The sequence below is a fragment of the Burkholderia sp. AU45274 genome, assembly GCF_030482505.1.
In the GTDB taxonomy this organism is placed as follows: Bacteria; Pseudomonadota; Gammaproteobacteria; order Burkholderiales; family Burkholderiaceae; genus Burkholderia.
Genome location: NZ_JAUJQE010000011.1, coordinates 86857 through 103773 on the forward strand (window position 1 = coordinate 86857; position 16917 = coordinate 103773).

Consider the following 16917-nt stretch of genomic DNA (forward strand, 5'->3'; position numbering starts at 1 on the left):
GCATGGCGGAGACGGACGCACCGGCGCCGCGCCGGTGGTTGGGGTGGCTTGCGCAGGAGCCCGTGCTATCGGTGCTTGTGCTTGGGCTGATCGTGCTGCAATGGGTGCGTCCGCAACCATTTTCCGTGTTGGCCGATCGGGTCGACTGGCAGACGGTCGCGACGCTCGCGGGCCTGCTGATGCTGACCAAGGCGCTCGAGTTGTCCGGCTGCCTGATGTGGCTCGCACACCGCATCGTGCATCATGTGCACTCCGAACGCGGGCTCGCGATGCTGCTCGTCGGGTTCGCCGCGTTGCTGTCGATGTGGCTCACCAACGACGTCGCGCTGTTCGTCGTCGTGCCGCTGATGGTGTCGCTGCGTGCGCTGACGCCACTGCCGTTCCGGCGGCTCGTGATCGTCGTCGCGCTGGCCGTCAACGCAGGGTCCGTCGCGACGCCGCTCGGCAATCCCCAGAATCTTTTCCTGTGGCAATTGAGCGGCGTGTCGTTCGGCCGCTTCGTGGTCACGCTCGGGCCGCTCGCGATCGCGCTGATGGCGCTGCTGCTCGTGCTGACCGCGTGCGCGTTTCGTGCGAAACCGCTCGACCTGTCCGGCGACGTCGTCGCCATTCCCGTACAACGCCTGCACGCGCTGATCGCCGCAGTGCTGTTCGCGGCCTTCGTGCTGCTCGCCGATGCGCACCATCCGCTGCCGGGCCTGCTTGCCGTCTCGATCGTGCTGCTCGTCGCCAAACGTGACGCAGTCCTGAAGATCGACTGGCTGTTGCTGCTGATCTTCGTGCTGATGTTCGTCGTGCTGCGCAGCGCGGCTGCGCTGCCCGTCATCCATGACACGATTGCGCATGCGAATCTCGATTCACCGCTGCGCATCTTTGCGGCTGGTGCCGTGCTGTCACAGGGCATCAGCAACGTGCCGGCCGCGATCCTGCTGTCCGAGTTCACGCATGATTGGCGCGCGCTCGCGTTCGGCGTATCGGTCGGCGGATTCGGTTTCGCGATCGGCTCGCTTGCGAACCTGATCGCGGTGCGTCTCGCGAAGGAGCCGCGCATGTGGCTGCCGTTCCACCTGGTCTCGATTCCGTTCGCGCTCGCCAGCGCGGCACTCGGTGCGTGGCTGCTCGTTCATGGTTGAACGATGTGGTGCGTGTGGCACAGGCGTGCCATTCGGGTGGCGGGGAGGGTGCACAGCATTCGCGCTGGTGCGGGGTTGTTGATAAGTGCCGCAATCCACAGTCGATCGACTGTGGTGGCATGACAACTGATTGGATAATTCGTTGCGTCAGCATCAGTCCGGATTTCGCGCATCCGGCGCGGCCGGGTGATCACAGTGTTTCGTCTGTTCGGGGTTTCGTGCTGAGCTCGGGCCCGGAGCCGCGTCACGGCGCGGGCTCCTGGTGGTGATCGTGCCGCCCCGACGGCACCCGCGCCGGGCATCGTTTCCTCGCCATTTCCTCGTCGCCGGATTTTTTCGAGCAAGAAATACCGGTGCAAAAAAGCGACCTTACAACTGTCATCGTACGTCGTCGAATCGCCCGTTTTTTCACATGATGAGGCGTCGTTTTACGCAGGTTTTTGTCGCGTCTAAAGCCTTGAATCACTTGCAACTATCGCTTACAATCGCCCGGATTTGTTAGCTAGGCACCCCTGAAAGCTTTCAGAAAGCTTGGGGCCGGGTTCAAGGATTTTGCGGAAGATTGCGATGGCGGGTCAGGCGCCGGACGACAGGCACGATGATCAGCGCACGCAACGCACCGCTTCAGCGGCCGGCGAGCGGCGCGAATTCGACGATGACTGGGACGCCGAGCAACAAGATAACAACATCGTTCCGCTCACGCGGGCAGACGCCGAAAAGCTGTTCGGCCCGAACGTGAGCAAGCCCTCGCGCGTGACCCCCTATAAGGTGGTATTCGCGCAAGTGGTTCTGTCCCTGGTTGCAACGCTGGCGTGGTGGCTGTTTTCAAAGTCGCCGGGCGCCGCTGCGCAATCCGCGTTTCTGGGCGGAGCGATCGGCTGGGTGCCCAGTGCGGTATTCGTGGCACGACTGAAGGCAGGTGGCTCGGCCACCGTGATGAGCTGGGTGATGGGCGAAGCCCTGAAGCTCGCTCTGACGATCGGGATGTTCACTGCAGTGGCGTTCGGCTGGTCCGGCGTGCACTGGGTGCCGTTCCTCGTCACGTACCTCGTCGTGCTGAAGACGTACTGGATCGCGCTGGCCTGGCGGTAAGGAACAAGCAGCGTGCGGTTTCGACAACGAACCGCACCAGCCCGTTCCCGCAATAGCGTGTTGCGGAACGGGCAAAACGATTTTCGACAATTTGGGTGGCATTAACGATATGGCAGCTAGCGAAGGCACGCGCGGTCCGGATCCGTCCGAGTACATTGCGCACCACTTGCAGAATTTCTCCACCTCGCATCAGACGTCGATTTTCGACATCCACGTCTGGAATCTCGACACGCTGTTCTGGTCGATCGTTTGCGGCATCGTGACGATCCTCCTGCTGCGTCTGGCCGCCCGCAAGGCGACGTCGGGCGTGCCGGGCCGTTTCCAGTGCGCGATCGAGATGCTCGTCGAGATGGTCGAAGACCAATCGAAGGCCATCGTTCACGGCAATCGTACCTTCATCGCCCCGCTCGCACTCACGGTGTTCGTGTGGGTCGCGCTGATGAACTCCCTCGACTTCCTCCCGGTCGACCTGCCGGGCCGCGTGATCGGCCTGCTTGGTCTGTCGGACGTGATTTCCCACCATCGCATCGTCCCGACGGCCGACCTGAACGGCACGCTCGGCATCGCGCTCGGCGTGTTCGTCCTGATGATCTACTACAGCATCAAGATCAAGGGCGCGGGCGGCTTTGTGCATGAGCTGCTGTCGGCACCGTTTGGCGCCCACCCGCTGCTGTGGATCCCGAACCTCGCGCTCAACATCGTCGAATATCTCGCGAAGACCGTCTCTCTCGGTATGCGGCTGTTCGGCAACATGTACGCGGGTGAGCTGTTGTTCCTGTTGATCGCCCTGCTCGGCAGCATGTGGAGCTTCGGTGGCGACGCAACGTTCCTCGGCTTCGTTGGCCATGTGATCGCGGGTAGCGTCTGGGCAATCTTCCACATCCTGATTGTTCTGTTGCAGGCATTCATTTTCATGATGCTGACGCTGGTGTATCTCGGCCAGGCGCACGACAAGCACTAAGCGCGGCGTGCAAGAAAGAGTTTCCGTTTTAGTTTTTTAAATCTCAGTTCCAAGTCTTTTCACAAAGGAGTGATCATGCAAGCTTACATCGCCAACATCCAGGGTCTGACCGCCATCGGTATCGGCATCATCATCGGCCTGGGTGCAATCGGCGCCTGTATCGGTATCGCGCTGATGGGTGGTAAGTACATCGAAGCCTGCGCACGTCAGCCGGAACTCATCAACCCGCTGCAAACGAAGATGTTCCTGCTGGCTGGTCTGATCGACGCGGCATTCCTGATCGGCGTGGGTGTTGCAATGCTGTTCGCGTTCGCGAACCCGCTCCTGTCGAAGCTCGCAGGCTAAGGTTCCTCGGAAATATGCGTCCGGCGCAAGCCGGCGCAGGGCGGAACGGAGACTTGGGGCGCTGATCGAATGCAACTCGATGAGCGCCTTACCGTTTCATTTTTCCGGAATAGCAGATAAGGAAACACCGTGAATCTCAACGCAACTCTGTTTGCGCAAATGGTCGTGTTCCTGGTCCTCGCGTGGTTCACGATGAAATTCGTGTGGCCGCCGTTGATCAACGCCCTCGACGAACGTTCGAAGAAGATCGCCGACGGCCTCGCCGCCGCCGAGAAGGGCAAGGCAGAACTCGACGCAGCGCACAAGCGCGTGGACCAGGAACTCGCGCAGGCCCGCAATGACGGCCAGCAGCGCATCGCCGACGCTGAAAAGCGTGCCCAGGCGGTCGCCGAGGAAATCAAGGCCAACGCCCAGGCTGAAGCCGCCCGCATCATCGCCCAGGCGAAGGCGGAAGCAGAACAGCAAATCGTGAAGGCGCGCGAAGCGCTGCGTGGTGAAGTCGCTACGCTGGCCGTGAAGGGCGCCGAGCAGATCCTGAAGCGCGAAGTCGATCAAACGGCCCACGCCCAACTGCTGAATCAACTGAAAGCCGAGCTCTGATCATGGCCGAACTTGCAACCATCGCCCGCCCTTACGCAGAAGCGCTGTTCCGCGTGGCCGAGGGCGGTGACATCGCCGCCTGGTCCACGCTCGTGCAAGAGCTGGCCCAGGTTGCGCGTCTGCCGGAAGTCCTGTCGGTCGCGTCGAGCCCGAAGGTGACGCGCACGCAAGTAGCCGAGTTGCTGCTTGCTGCGGTGAAGTCGCCGCTCGGAGCTGGCGCCGAAGCGAAGAACTTCGTGCAGATGCTGGTCGACAATCATCGCATCGCGCTGCTGCCGGAAATCGCCGAGCAGTTCGAGGCGCTCAAGAACGAACGTGAAGGTGCAGCCGACGCCGAGATCGTGAGCGCGTTCCCGCTGAACGGCGCGGATCTCGAGAGTCTCGTCTCGGGCCTCGAACGCAAGTTCAAGCGCAAGCTGAAACCGACGGTCGCAGTCGATTCGTCGCTGATTGGCGGCGTGCGCGTGACGGTCGGCGACGAAGTGCTCGACACCTCGGTTCGCGCGCGCCTCGCATCGATGCAGGCTGCGTTGACCGCCTGAGCGCCACGCCGGCACGCAACAGAATTGACTATCAGGAGCGAATAATGCAACTCAATCCCTCTGAGATCAGCGAGCTGATCAAGAGCCGGATCCAGGGCCTTGAAGCGAGCGCAGACGTTCGCAACCAGGGCACCGTGATCTCCGTGACCGACGGTATCGTGCGTATCCACGGCCTGTCGGACGTGATGCAGGGCGAAATGCTCGAGTTTCCGGGCAACACGTTCGGCCTCGCGCTGAACCTCGAGCGCGACTCGGTCGGCGCGGTGATTCTCGGCGAATACGAACACATCTCGGAAGGCGACATCGTCAAGACGACGGGCCGCATTCTCGAAGTCCCGGTTGGTCCGGAACTCGTCGGCCGCGTGGTCGATGCGCTCGGCAACCCGATCGACGGCAAGGGCCCGGTCAACGCCAAGCTGACCGACGCGATCGAAAAGATCGCCCCGGGCGTGATCTGGCGTAAGTCGGTGTCGCAGCCGGTGCAGACGGGCATCAAGTCGATCGACGCAATGGTGCCGATCGGCCGTGGCCAGCGTGAGCTGATCATCGGCGACCGTCAGTGCGGCAAGACCGCGGTGGCGCTCGACGCGATCATCAACCAGAAGGGCAAGGACCTGATCTGTATCTACGTCGCGATCGGCCAGAAGGCTTCGTCGATCATGAACGTGGTTCGCAAGCTCGAAGAAACGGGCGCGATGGAATACACGATCGTCGTCGCCGCTTCGGCTTCGGATTCGGCAGCGATGCAGTACCTCGCACCGTACGCCGGCTGCACGATGGGCGAATACTTCCGCGACCGCGGCCAAGACGCGCTGATCATCTATGACGACTTGACCAAGCAGGCTTGGGCATACCGTCAGATCTCGCTGCTGCTGCGCCGCCCGCCGGGCCGTGAAGCGTACCCGGGCGACGTGTTCTATCTCCACTCGCGTCTGCTCGAGCGTGCTGCTCGCGTGTCGGAAGAGTACGTCGAGAAGTTCACGAACGGCGAAGTGAAGGGCAAGAGCGGTTCGCTGACGGCACTGCCGGTCATCGAAACGCAGGCTGGCGACGTGACCGCGTTCGTTCCGACGAACGTGATCTCGATTACCGACGGCCAGATCTTCCTGGAAACCGACCTGTTCAACGCAGGCATCCGCCCGGCAATCAACGCCGGCGTGTCGGTGTCGCGAGTCGGTGGCGCCGCTCAGACGAAGGTCGTGAAGAAGCTGTCGGGCGGTATCCGTACCGACCTCGCGCAGTATCGTGAACTGGCGGCATTCGCGCAGTTCGCATCGGACCTCGACGAAGCGACCCGCAAGCAGCTCGAGCGCGGCCGCCGCGTGACGGAACTGCTGAAGCAGCCGCAGTACCAGCCGCTGCAGGTGTGGGAACTGGCCGTGTCGCTGTACGCCGCAAACAACGGCTACCTCGACGACCTCGACGTCAAGCAAGTGCTGTCGTTCGAGAAGGGCCTGCGCGAAAACCTGAAGACCAGCCACGCTGACCTCATCAAGCGCATCGAAGACACCAAGGATCTCTCGAAGGACGACGAAGGCGCACTGCGCTCGGCGATCGAATCCTTCAAGAAGTCCGGTGCCTATTGATCCGCGAGTGACACACTGAGGCCGCGCGGGTGCTGATGCGCCCGCGCCGCTTCGGTCAAGGAGCAAGCTATGGCTGGAATGAAGGAAATTCGCGGCAAGATCAAGAGCGTGCAGAACACGCGCAAGATCACGAAGGCGATGGAAATGGTGGCCGCATCGAAGATGCGCCGCGCGCAGGAACGCATGCGCGCCGCTCGTCCGTATGCGGACAAGGTCCGTGCCATCGCCGCGCACATGAGCCGCGCGAACCCGGAGTACCGCCACCCGTTCATGGTGGCGAACGAAGGCGCGCAGACGGCCGGCATCATCCTTGTCACGACGGACAAGGGTCTGTGCGGCGGTCTGAACACCAACGTGCTGCGTGCGACGGTGCAGAAGTTCAAGGAGCTGGAAGAGAAGGGCCAGAAGGTCGAAGCCACCGCGATCGGTAGCAAGGGCCTCGGGTTCCTGAACCGCTTCGGCGCGAAGGTGATGTCGCAGGTCGTGCACCTCGGCGACACCCCGCATCTGGACAAGCTGATCGGCGCCGTGAAGACGCAGCTCGACCTGTACTCGGAAGGCAAGCTGTCGGCGGTTTATATCGCTTACACGCGCTTCGTCAACACGATGAAGCAGGAAGCCGTGATCGAGCAGCTGCTGCCGCTGTCGTCGGAACACTTCGAAGCCGATGATGGTACGCCGGCCACGTCGTGGGACTACATCTACGAGCCGGACGCGCAGGCAGTCGTCGACGAACTGCTCGTGCGTTACGTCGAGGCGCTGGTGTACCAGGCCGTCGCGGAAAACATGGCGTCCGAGCAATCGGCGCGCATGGTCGCGATGAAGGCCGCGTCCGACAACGCGAAGACGGTGATCAGCGAACTGCAGCTCGTATACAACAAGAGCCGTCAGGCCGCGATCACGAAAGAACTGTCGGAGATCGTCGGCGGCGCAGCCGCTGTTTAAGCGCGCGCCCGGGACGACAACTGCGCCTTTGCGCGAGTAAAGAATCAGGTATTTAAAGGAAAAGCGATGAGTACTGCTGCTTTGGTAGAAGGCAAGATCGTACAGTGCATCGGCGCCGTTATCGACGTGGAATTCCCGCGCGACAGCATGCCGAAGATCTACGACGCGCTCATTCTCGATGGCTCGGAACTGACGCTCGAAGTCCAGCAGCAGCTGGGCGACGGCGTTGTCCGTACCATCTGTCTGGGTGCATCCGACGGCCTGCGCCGCGGCCTGACCGTGAAGAACACGGCAAAGCCGATCTCGGTGCCGGTCGGCAAGCCGACCCTCGGCCGAATCATGGACGTGCTTGGCCGTCCGATCGACGAAGCCGGCCCGATCGAAAGCGACGTGACGCGTTCGATCCACCAGAAGGCTCCGGCGTTCGACGAACTGTCGCCGTCGACCGAACTGCTCGAAACGGGTATCAAGGTCATCGACCTGATCTGCCCGTTCGCAAAGGGCGGCAAGGTTGGCCTGTTCGGCGGTGCTGGCGTGGGCAAGACCGTCAACATGATGGAGCTCATCAACAACATCGCGAAGGAGCACGGCGGTTACTCCGTGTTCGCGGGCGTGGGCGAGCGTACCCGTGAAGGGAACGACTTCTACCACGAAATGAAGGACTCGAACGTTCTCGACAAGGTCGCGCTGGTGTACGGCCAGATGAACGAGCCGCCGGGCAACCGTCTGCGCGTCGCGCTGACCGGCCTGACGATGGCCGAGCACTTCCGTGACGAAGGCCTCGACGTGCTGTTCTTCGTCGACAACATCTACCGTTTCACGCTGGCCGGTACCGAAGTGTCGGCACTGCTCGGCCGTATGCCGTCGGCAGTGGGCTATCAGCCGACGCTGGCTGAAGAAATGGGCAAGCTGCAAGAGCGCATCACGTCGACCAAGAAGGGCTCGATTACGTCGGTCCAGGCCGTGTACGTCCCTGCGGATGACTTGACCGACCCGTCGCCGGCTACGACCTTCGGCCACCTGGACGCAACCGTCGTTCTGTCGCGTGACATCGCTTCGCTGGGTATCTACCCGGCGGTCGACCCGCTCGACTCGACGTCGCGCCAGATCGACCCGAACGTGATCGGTGAAGAGCACTACTCGATCACCCGTCGCGTTCAGCAGACGCTGCAGCGCTACAAGGAACTGCGCGACATCATCGCGATTCTGGGCATGGACGAACTGTCGCCGGAAGACAAGCTGTCGGTCGCGCGCGCGCGTAAGATCCAGCGTTTCCTGTCGCAGCCGTTCCACGTTGCTGAAGTGTTCACGGGCTCGCCGGGCAAGTACGTGCCGCTGAAGGAAACGATCCGCGGCTTCAAGATGATCGTCGACGGCGAGTGCGACCACCTGCCGGAACAGGCGTTCTACATGGTCGGCACGATCGACGAAGCCTTCGAAAAGGCCAAGAAGATCTCGTAAGGGTCGGGCGTAACGCAGCGGGTGCCGTTGGCCGTTGATTCTCCTATAGCACTGGCGATAGGGGACACGGCACCCACGCAATATGCTCAATCCGCCGTGCATGGGATCGAAGTGGGCGTTTTAGCGCCCGCTCCGATCGACAGGAGTCGATATGGCAACCATCAAAGTAGACGTCGTCAGCGCGGAAGAGCAGATCTTCTCGGGCGAGGCGAAATTCGTCGCGCTGCCGGGCGAAACGGGTGAGCTGGGCATTCTGCCGGGCCACACGCCGCTGATCACGCGGATTCGTCCGGGTGCGGTGCGCATCGAAGTCGAGGGCGGCAACGACGAATTCGTGTTCGTCGCGGGCGGCATTCTCGAAGTGCAGCCGGGCGCCGTGACGGTGCTCGCCGATACCGCGATCCGCGGCAAGGACCTCGACGCGGCGAAAGCCGAGGAAGCACGCAAGCGTGCCGAGGAAACGCTGCAGAACGCGAAGTCGGATCTCGACCTCGCGAAGGCGCAATCCGAGCTCGCGACCGCGATGGCGCAGCTCGAGGCGATCCAGCGTCTGGCGAAGATTCGCAGCCGGCACTGAGCCGCGCCGCGTATCCCGCGAAAGAAAGCAGCCTTCGGGCTGCTTTTTTTCGTCCGTCGTGTTCGTCTGATTTTTGCGGGCCGGATCATTCCGTCCGGTCGTGCTATTTCATCCGTTCGCCGTGATTTGCTGTCAGAGTATCGTCAGCCGCGCGCGTCATCATCCGGGTTGAGGCCATTCGTCGCGAGTGCGCGGCGGAGGCGGGCGCAGGAAGCGCGCAGGCCGATCAGACAAAAAGGACGGAGACATTCATGGCAGCAGACCTTGGCGTGGGCGCGCTGATCGCGCCCGAAAACGGCTTGTCGTATGTGCGCGGCACGACCGATGTGCCGCTCTCCGAAGCGACGATCGGCCGGTTCCTGCTCGACACGGCCGGGCGCTTTCCTGATCGTCCGGCCGTCGTGTTCCGCGAGCAGCAGGTGCGCTGGACCTGGCGCGAGTTCGCGAACGAGGTCGACGTGCTGGCCGCGGGCCTGGCCGCGCTCGGCATCGTGAAGGGCGATCGCGTCGGCATCTGGTCGCCGAACCGCAGCGAATGGCTGCTCACGCAGTTCGCGACCGCGCGGATCGGCGCGGTGCTCGTCAACATCAATCCGGCCTACCGGCTGTCGGAGCTCGAATACGCGCTGAACAAGGTCGGCTGCAAGGCCGTGATCGCCGCCGAGCGCTTCAAGACGTCCGCGTACGTCGAGATGCTGCAGACCATCGCGCCGGAGCTCGCGACCGCGACGCCGGGCGATCTCCATGCAGCGCGCGTGCCGAGCCTGCGCACGGTCGTGTCGATGGGCGACGTCGCGCCGGCCGGCATGTTCCGCTTCGCGGACCTGATGGCGCGCGGCCGCCAGGCCGTCGATCCCGCATTGCTCGATGCGATCGGCGCGACGCTCTCGGCCGGCGAGCCGATCAACATCCAGTTCACCAGCGGCACGACCGGCAGCCCGAAGGGCGCGACGCTCACCCACCGCAACGTCGTCAACAACGGGCGCTCGATCGCGACAGCGATGCGTTTCACCGAGCAGGACACGCTGTGCATCCCGGTGCCGCTGTATCACTGCTTCGGGATGGTGCTCGCGGTGCTCGCATGCGTGTCGAAGGGCGCAACGATGGTGTTCCCCGGCGAAGCGTTCGACCCGGTCGCGACGCTCGCGGCGGTGGCCGACGAGCGTTGCACCGCGCTGCACGGCGTGCCGACGATGTTCATCGCCGAGCTCGATCACCCCGAGTTCGCGAAATTCGACCTGTCGACGCTGCGCACCGGGATCATGGCCGGCTCGCCGTGCCCGATCGAGACGATGAAGCGCGTCGTGTCGCAGATGCACCTGTCGGAGATCACGATCGCGTACGGGATGACGGAAACGAGCCCCGTGTCGTTCCAGAGCTCGACCGACGATCCGCTCGAGAAGCGCACGACGACGGTCGGACGCATCCAGCCGCATCTGGAAGTGAAGATCGTCGATCCGAGCGGCGCCATCGTGCCGGTCGGCGTGACGGGCGAGCTGTGCACGAAGGGCTATTCGGTGATGCTCGGCTACTGGGACGACGACGCCAAGACGCGCGAGGTGCTGGTGGACGGGTGGATGCATACGGGCGACCTCGCGACGCTCGATGCGGACGGCTACTGCAACATTGTCGGCCGGCTGAAGGACATGGTGATTCGCGGCGGCGAGAACGTCTATCCGCGCGAGATCGAGGAATTCCTGTTTCGGCATCCGAAGATTCAGAGCGCGCAGGTATTCGGCGTGCCCGATGCGAAGTACGGCGAGGAGCTGTGCGCGTGGATCGTGCTGCGCGCGGACGAGCAGATGACGGAGGACGACGTGCGTGCGTTCTGCAACGGGCAGATCGCGCACTACAAGATCCCGCGCTACATTCGCTTCGTCGACGAGCTGCCGATGACGGTCACGGGCAAGGTGCAGAAGTTCGTGATGCGCGACCGGATGATCGAGGAGCTGAAGCTCGACGTGCAGAAGACCGCCTAGCGCGGCATGAAGGCGGGAAAAACGCGGCGGCCTGCGGGCCGTTGCGTTTTCGATGGACGAAAAAAAGCGGGCTTATTAGCCCGCTAAAAACCACACGCTACGGGGTTAGCGCGAGGAGACCAAAGATGAAACCGAGTCCGGCGGGGGGCCGGAAACGACTCCAACAGGGATGCCCCTCGGAAGGGCTTCGGTACGTGACCGACTGGCTCGCAGCGCTTCGCGTCCGCTCACACTTGGCACACGAGACCGCATCCGTGTTGAAACCGTTGAGGCCATTGTGGGCGAATTAATGACCCGTCGCGGTAACAAAGTGTTTCAGGTTGTAACGCCCGCCAGATAAGGCTTTCCGGGATTTTTTGCTGTTTTTGAGGGGTCGAAAAAGGTCATTTTTACCCATATTTTCCGCAGCGTTTTCAGCACATGCGCACGATGCGTTTTTCATGCGTATCAGGCGCGACGAATTGCCGATTTGCACGCGAGAAAATGCGCCGTCCGGCCGATACCGCGCATGACGATTCATTCGTCAGAAAGATTTTGAAACGTGATTGGCAGGCGCGGAAGTCGGCCGTTCGGCCAATTCGGTGGCTTCGCGCCGATTTTCCGGGCGTCGGCACGCTGCAGCGAAGTGTAACGGCGATGATGGGGCCACCGCCGCGCAGCGACTTTTGCAGGCGGCTGATGCGCGGTCGGTGCCCGCTATCGGCCGCCACGCACGAGCTTGCTTACTTCAGCCATTTATCCGAAATCGCCTGGTATTCGCCGGTCGACAGCGCGAGATGCAGCCACTGATCGACGTACTGCTGGAACGCGACGTCGCCGCGCGGCACCATGTACGCCTTCTCGCCGAACTGGAACGGCTTGTCCGGATGCACCGAGCACAGGCCCGGATTCAGCTTTTGCTGCAGTTGCGTCTCGGATGCATCCGTCACCATCACGTCCGCCTTGCCGGCGAGGATCTGCTTGAAGATCGTTACGTTGTCCGGATAGACGGTGAGGTTCGCGTGCGTGAAATACTGCTTCGCGAAACGCTCGTTGGTGCCGCCCGGGTTCACGATCACGCGCGTTTCCGGCCGGTCGATCTGCGCGACGGTCTGGTATTTGTCGACGTCCGCGCAGCGCACGATCGGCGTCTTGCCGTCGACCACGTACGGCTGCGTGAAGAACACGCGCTTCTGGCGCTCGAGCGTCGTCGACACGCCACCCACCGCGATGTCGCATTTCGCGACGAAGTCGCCGGTCAGGTTCGGCCAGCTTGTCTTCACGTAGTCGGTCTTCACGCCGAGCGACTTCGCGAGCGATTCGGCCATGTCGATGTCGATGCCCTCGAAGCGGCCGTCCGCGCGGTAGTACGAATACGGCTTGTAGTCGCCCGTCGTGCACACGCGCAGCGTGCCGCGCGCGAGCACGTCGTCGAGCCGCGAGGCGGCGCCCGGTGCGGCGGCAGCGGCGAGCGCGCCGGTCTGCGCGTGCGCGGCGGCGCAGCAAAGCAGCGCGGCCGAGGCGAGCGTGGCGAATGTCTTCATCGGTCTCCTCCTTCGTTTCGTTCGATATGAGCGTCCGATCATAACGGAGCCATCGCGCGCGTCATATGGCCGCCATCGCGTCGGCATGCGCAGCGTGAGGGCGGCTGTCCGGTAAAATGCCGCTTTGCCCTCGCATCGTCGCTCCTACCGTGGCCCATACCCTGCTCAACGACACCTTCCTGCGTGCGCTTCTGCGCGAGCCGACCGACTACACGCCGATCTGGCTGATGCGCCAGGCCGGCCGCTACCTGCCCGAATACAACGCGACGCGCGCCCGCGCCGGCAGCTTCCTCGGTCTCGCGAAGCATCCCGACTACGCGACCGAAGTGACGCTGCAGCCGCTCGAGCGCTTTCCGCTCGACGCCGCGATCCTGTTCTCGGACATCCTGACGATTCCGGACGCGATGGGGCTCGGCCTCGACTTCCAGGTGGGCGAAGGGCCGAAGTTCGCGCATCCGGTGCGTACCGAGGCCGACGTCGCGAAGCTCGCGGTGCCGGACATCGAGGAAACGCTCGGCTACGTGACGGGCGCCGTGCGCGAGATCCGTCGCGCGCTGACCGACGGCCAGGGCCGCCAGCGTGTGCCGCTGATCGGCTTTTCGGGCAGCCCGTGGACGCTCGCGTGCTACATGGTCGAAGGCGGCGGGTCGGACGACTTCCGCACGGTAAAGTCGATGGCGTATTCGCGCCCCGACCTGATGCACCGGATCCTCGACGTGAACGCGCAGGCGGTGGCCGCGTACCTGAACGCGCAGATCGAAGCGGGCGCGCAGGCCGTGATGATCTTCGATACGTGGGGCGGCGCGCTGGCGGACGGCGCGTACCAGCGCTTCTCGCTGGACTACATCCGACGCGTGGTGTCGCAGCTCAAGCGCGAGCACGACGGCGAACGCGTGCCGGTGATCACGTTCACGAAGGGCGGCGGGCTGTGGCTCGAGGAGATCGCGGCGACCGGCGTCGACGCGGTGGGGCTCGACTGGACGGTCAACCTCGGCCAGGCGCGCGAGCGCGTTGCGGGCAAGGTCGCGCTGCAGGGCAACCTCGACCCGACGATCCTGTTTGCGCCGCCGGCCGCGGTGCGCGAGCAGGCGCGTGCGGTGCTCGACAGCTATGGCAACCATCCGGGCCACGTATTCAACCTCGGGCACGGCATTTCGCAATTCACGTCGCCCGATCACGTCGCCGAACTCGTCGACGAAGTGCATCGCCACAGCCGCGCGATCCGTAGCGGAGCCGCCGGCTGAACGCAAGCGCTGTCATGCTGCACTGCGGCGTGACAGCGTTTCGCTATTGGCACTAAACAGGGCGCAACCCCGCACCGGTTGCCGATTCAGTGCTTGTCAAGACTTGACTTATACACATTTTCCACGTTGCAGCGCGGTAGAGCCCTGTATCGGTCAATCTGTCTCGCTATGGTTCGGTAATTTGAATAGCAGCCTTATGGCATAAGGCTCCGCGGGGCACCGTAGCAAGCGGTGAAAATCAGCGGAAAGCGCGGCCCTGCGCGCGTTGCGGCCATCGAGCGGCGAGTTCTCAACAAAGTTATCCACAGGCTGGGCAGGGTATACGGCGATTCCTAATGCGAATCCAAAACTTAGCGCCGAAACTGAAGTTTTACTTTAAGTTCGCTGCCCCGAGGCGGGCGCGGATGTCGGCCGTCCATGCCCATGCGGCCCATCCCGCCACCGGAGCGCCGGGATGAGCGGCACCTATCTGCGCGTCGCGCTCGACCATCCGCTCGCCACCCTGTTCGATTACCGCTGCGACGCGCAACCGGCGCCCGGGCCCGGCACGCTCGTGCAGGTGCCATTCGGCAAGCGGCAGGCCGTCGGGCTCGTCTGCGAAGTGACGACTCACACTGACGTGCCGCCGTCGCGGCTGCGTGCGGTCGACGCAATCTGCACCGACCTGCCGCCGTTGTCGCCGGACTGGCTCGCGCTCGTGTCGTTCGCCGCGGATTATTACCAGCGCGGGCGTGGCGAGGTCGCGTTGCCGGCGCTGCCGCAGGCGCTGCGCGATGCCGGGCGCTGGGGGCGGCTGCTCGCGCCCGAGGTGCGTTACCGGCCGACGGAAGCGGGCCGCGCGGCGCTGCCCGATGCATTGCCCGCGCGCGGCGCCGCGCTGCGTCGGCTCGCGCGGGCGCTGGTCGACAGCGGCTCGCTGGCGCTGCCCGAGGCGCGCGCACTGCACCCGAAGGCGGCGGCCACGCTTGACGACTGGGCGGCGCGCGGCTGGGTCGACGTCGAGGAGATCGGCTGGGCCGATGCGCCTGTGCCCAAAGCTGTGGATAACCTGTTGGCAGCCGGTGGACGAACTGTGCCGCCGGCGCTCACGGACCAGCAGGCCGAGGCGCTCGACGCGATCCGCGCCGCGCAGGGCTTCGCGCCGTTCCTGCTGCACGGCGTGACGGGCAGCGGCAAGACCGAGGTCTATCTGCATGCGCTCGCGTCGTTGCTCGACGCGCGACCGGATGCGCAGGCGCTCGTGCTCGTTCCCGAAATCAACCTGACGCCGCAGTTCGAGGCCGCGTTTCGCGCGCGCTTCGCGGGGGCGCTCGCCGACGACGCGATCGTCACGCTGCACAGCGGGCTCGCCGAGGGCGAGCGTGCGCGCAACTGGCTCGCCGCGCATACGGGCCGCGCGCGGATCGTGCTCGGTACGCGCCTCGCGGTGCTCGCGTCGATGCCGACGCTCGCGCTGATCGTCGTCGATGAAGAGCACGAGCCCGCGTACAAGCAGCAGGAAGGGCTGCGCTATTCGGCGCGCGACCTCGCCGTATGGCGGGCGAAGCAGCTCGGCATCACGGTCGTGCTCGGCTCGGCGACGCCGTCGCTCGAAAGCTGGTGGCAGGCCGAGCAGGGCCGTTACACGCGGCTCACGCTGTCGCGCCGCGCGGTGGCCGACGCGACGCTGCCGACCGTGCGGCTGATCGATCTCGAAGAGGAACGGCGGCGCGGGCGCGCGTCGATGGGCGGGCTGTCCGGGCCGCTCGTCGCGGCGCTGAAGGCGCGGCTCGAGCGCGGCGAACAGAGCCTCGTGTTCCTGAACCGGCGCGGTTATGCGCCGCAGCTCGCGTGCGACGCCTGCGGCTGGGTCGCCGGCTGCCCGCGCTGCAGCGCGTACGTCGTGCTGCACAAGCCCGAGCACGCGTTGCGCTGCCATCACTGCGGCTGGGAATCGCGCATTCCGCGGTCGTGTCCCGAGTGCGGGAACGTGGACATCGCGCCGCTCGGGCGCGGCACGCAGCGCATCGAGGAGGCGCTCGCCGAGGTCGTGCCGGGCGCGCGCGTGCTGCGGATCGACGCGGACAGCACGCGCCGCAAGGGCAGCGCACAGGCGCTCTTTTCCGATGTGCACGCGGGTGAGGTCGATATCCTCGTCGGCACGCAGATGATCGCGAAGGGGCACGACTTCCAGCGCGTGTCGCTCGTCGGCGTGCTCAATGCCGATACCGCGCTGTTCTCGCACGACTTCCGCGCGAGCGAACGGCTGTTCGCGCAGCTGATGCAGGTGAGCGGCCGCGCGGGCCGCGCCGGGCTGCCGGGCGAAGTGCTCGTGCAGACGCGTTACCCGCGCCACGCGCTGTACCACGCGCTCGGGCGGCAGGACTACGTCGGCTTCGCGAATTCGACGCTCGGCGAGCGCCGCGACGCGCACCTGCCGCCGTTCGTCTACCAGGCGCTGCTACGCGCCGAAGGGCGCACGCTGGACGCTGCGCTCGCGTTCCTGCTGCAAGCCGCGGCCGCGTTGCCGGGGCTGCCGGGCGCCGATCGCGTGACCGTCTACGACGCGGTGCCGATGACGATCGTCAAGGTCGCGAACGTGCATCGCGCGCAGTTGCTGCTCGAAAGTGCATCGCGGGCGGCGCTGCAGCATGCGCTGCGCGCATGGCAGCCGGAGCTGCGCGCGTTGAAAGGCGTGTTGCGGTGGAGCGTCGAGGTCGATCCGCTGGATATCTGAGCGGCGCGGCATGCGGCTGCCGGGCCGCGTGCCGCTGCGTTGCACCCCCGGCCACCGGGCCGGGTACCCCTGAATTGTCTCTTGCCGCCCGGCCGCGCCCGGGCGTCCCGCCTTCCGCCGCACCCAGTGCAACCCGTTTTCGTCCGCCGCGACCCGCGCGGAAGGTTGCGCACGCCCGTCAAACCGGCCCGCTCAGGGAAAACACCGATCCTC

At 64.5% G+C, this 16917-nt stretch carries 14 protein-coding genes; 13 read left to right on the top strand and 1 reads right to left on the bottom strand.

Translation table 11 applies throughout. The features are described 5' to 3' along the window. Nucleotides 1–2: 2 nt before the first annotated feature. From QZM35_RS30510 to QZM35_RS30560, 11 genes are all read left to right on the top strand, one after another. Nucleotides 3–1133, top strand: a complete 1131-nt coding sequence (locus QZM35_RS30510) for an SLC13 family permease (protein ID WP_089430404.1) — start codon at nt 3–5, stop codon at nt 1131–1133. Between the two features lie 567 nt (nt 1134–1700). Next, nucleotides 1701–2225, top strand: coding sequence for an ATP synthase subunit I (locus tag QZM35_RS30515; RefSeq protein WP_089424151.1), 525 nt, complete (start codon nt 1701–1703; stop codon nt 2223–2225). A 109-nt stretch (nt 2226–2334) separates the two neighbouring features. Next, entirely contained in the window at nt 2335–3186 is an 852-nt protein-coding gene (gene atpB / locus QZM35_RS30520) for a F0F1 ATP synthase subunit A (RefSeq protein WP_039351439.1), read from the top strand. 75 nt (nt 3187–3261) lie between these two features. Further along, nucleotides 3262–3531, top strand: a complete 270-nt coding sequence (gene atpE / locus QZM35_RS30525) for a F0F1 ATP synthase subunit C (RefSeq protein WP_006482730.1) — start codon at nt 3262–3264, stop codon at nt 3529–3531. A gap of 129 nt (nt 3532–3660) precedes the next feature. Further along, on the top strand, nt 3661–4131 hold the full coding sequence (locus tag QZM35_RS30530; protein ID WP_039351436.1) for a F0F1 ATP synthase subunit B: 471 nt from the start codon (nt 3661–3663) through the stop codon (nt 4129–4131). A 2-nt stretch (nt 4132–4133) separates the two neighbouring features. After that, nucleotides 4134–4673, top strand: coding sequence for a F0F1 ATP synthase subunit delta (locus tag QZM35_RS30535; protein ID WP_011350524.1), 540 nt, complete (start codon nt 4134–4136; stop codon nt 4671–4673). A gap of 44 nt (nt 4674–4717) precedes the next feature. Beyond that, the gene (gene atpA / locus QZM35_RS30540; protein WP_021160444.1) at nt 4718–6259 is read left to right on the top strand and encodes a F0F1 ATP synthase subunit alpha; all 1542 of its coding nucleotides are present in this window, start codon (nt 4718–4720) and stop codon (nt 6257–6259) included. A 69-nt stretch (nt 6260–6328) separates the two neighbouring features. After that, a complete protein-coding gene (gene atpG / locus QZM35_RS30545; protein ID WP_039351431.1) occupies nt 6329–7204 on the top strand; it encodes a F0F1 ATP synthase subunit gamma in 876 nt (291 codons plus the stop codon). 66 nt (nt 7205–7270) lie between these two features. Beyond that, nucleotides 7271–8665, top strand: a complete 1395-nt coding sequence (gene atpD / locus QZM35_RS30550) for a F0F1 ATP synthase subunit beta (RefSeq protein WP_039322510.1) — start codon at nt 7271–7273, stop codon at nt 8663–8665. A gap of 151 nt (nt 8666–8816) precedes the next feature. After that, nucleotides 8817–9242, top strand: a complete 426-nt coding sequence (locus tag QZM35_RS30555; RefSeq protein ID WP_006477288.1) for a F0F1 ATP synthase subunit epsilon — start codon at nt 8817–8819, stop codon at nt 9240–9242. A gap of 251 nt (nt 9243–9493) precedes the next feature. Next, nucleotides 9494–11221: an AMP-binding protein gene (locus tag QZM35_RS30560; RefSeq protein WP_089430406.1), complete on the top strand. Its 1728-nt coding sequence runs from the start codon at nt 9494–9496 to the stop codon at nt 11219–11221. Nucleotides 11222–11943: 722 nt separating this feature from the next. On the opposite strand, the gene QZM35_RS30565 is transcribed toward QZM35_RS30560, so the two are convergent. Then, entirely contained in the window at nt 11944–12744 is an 801-nt protein-coding gene (locus tag QZM35_RS30565) for a transporter substrate-binding domain-containing protein (RefSeq protein ID WP_301777397.1), read from the bottom strand. Between the two features lie 149 nt (nt 12745–12893). On the opposite strand from QZM35_RS30565, the gene hemE reads away from it, so the two are divergent. Both hemE and QZM35_RS30575 read left to right on the top strand, forming a co-directional pair. After that, a complete protein-coding gene (hemE, locus tag QZM35_RS30570) occupies nt 12894–13988 on the top strand; it encodes a uroporphyrinogen decarboxylase (RefSeq protein WP_278190121.1) in 1095 nt (364 codons plus the stop codon). A gap of 454 nt (nt 13989–14442) precedes the next feature. Beyond that, nucleotides 14443–16704: a primosomal protein N' gene (locus tag QZM35_RS30575; RefSeq protein ID WP_301777398.1), complete on the top strand. Its 2262-nt coding sequence runs from the start codon at nt 14443–14445 to the stop codon at nt 16702–16704. Nucleotides 16705–16917 lie beyond the last annotated feature (213 nt).

Bases quoted from the DNA above. Each gene is read 5' to 3' on its own strand.
- atpD (WP_039322510.1), top strand. From the start codon at position 7,271: ATGAGTACTGCTGCTTTGGTAGAAGGCAAGATCGTACAGTGCATCGGC.
- atpB (WP_039351439.1), top strand. From the start codon at position 2,335: ATGGCAGCTAGCGAAGGCACGCGCGGTCCGGATCCGTCCGAGTACATT.
- atpG (WP_039351431.1), top strand. From the start codon at position 6,329: ATGGCTGGAATGAAGGAAATTCGCGGCAAGATCAAGAGCGTGCAGAAC.
- atpA (WP_021160444.1), top strand. From the start codon at position 4,718: ATGCAACTCAATCCCTCTGAGATCAGCGAGCTGATCAAGAGCCGGATC.
- QZM35_RS30510 (WP_089430404.1), top strand. From the start codon at position 3: ATGGCGGAGACGGACGCACCGGCGCCGCGCCGGTGGTTGGGGTGGCTT.
- atpE (WP_006482730.1), top strand. From the start codon at position 3,262: ATGCAAGCTTACATCGCCAACATCCAGGGTCTGACCGCCATCGGTATC.
- QZM35_RS30515 (WP_089424151.1), top strand. From the start codon at position 1,701: ATGGCGGGTCAGGCGCCGGACGACAGGCACGATGATCAGCGCACGCAA.
- QZM35_RS30575 (WP_301777398.1), top strand. From the start codon at position 14,443: ATGAGCGGCACCTATCTGCGCGTCGCGCTCGACCATCCGCTCGCCACC.
- QZM35_RS30535 (WP_011350524.1), top strand. From the start codon at position 4,134: ATGGCCGAACTTGCAACCATCGCCCGCCCTTACGCAGAAGCGCTGTTC.
- QZM35_RS30555 (WP_006477288.1), top strand. From the start codon at position 8,817: ATGGCAACCATCAAAGTAGACGTCGTCAGCGCGGAAGAGCAGATCTTC.
- QZM35_RS30560 (WP_089430406.1), top strand. From the start codon at position 9,494: ATGGCAGCAGACCTTGGCGTGGGCGCGCTGATCGCGCCCGAAAACGGC.
- QZM35_RS30565 (WP_301777397.1), bottom strand. From the start codon at position 12,744: ATGAAGACATTCGCCACGCTCGCCTCGGCCGCGCTGCTTTGCTGCGCC.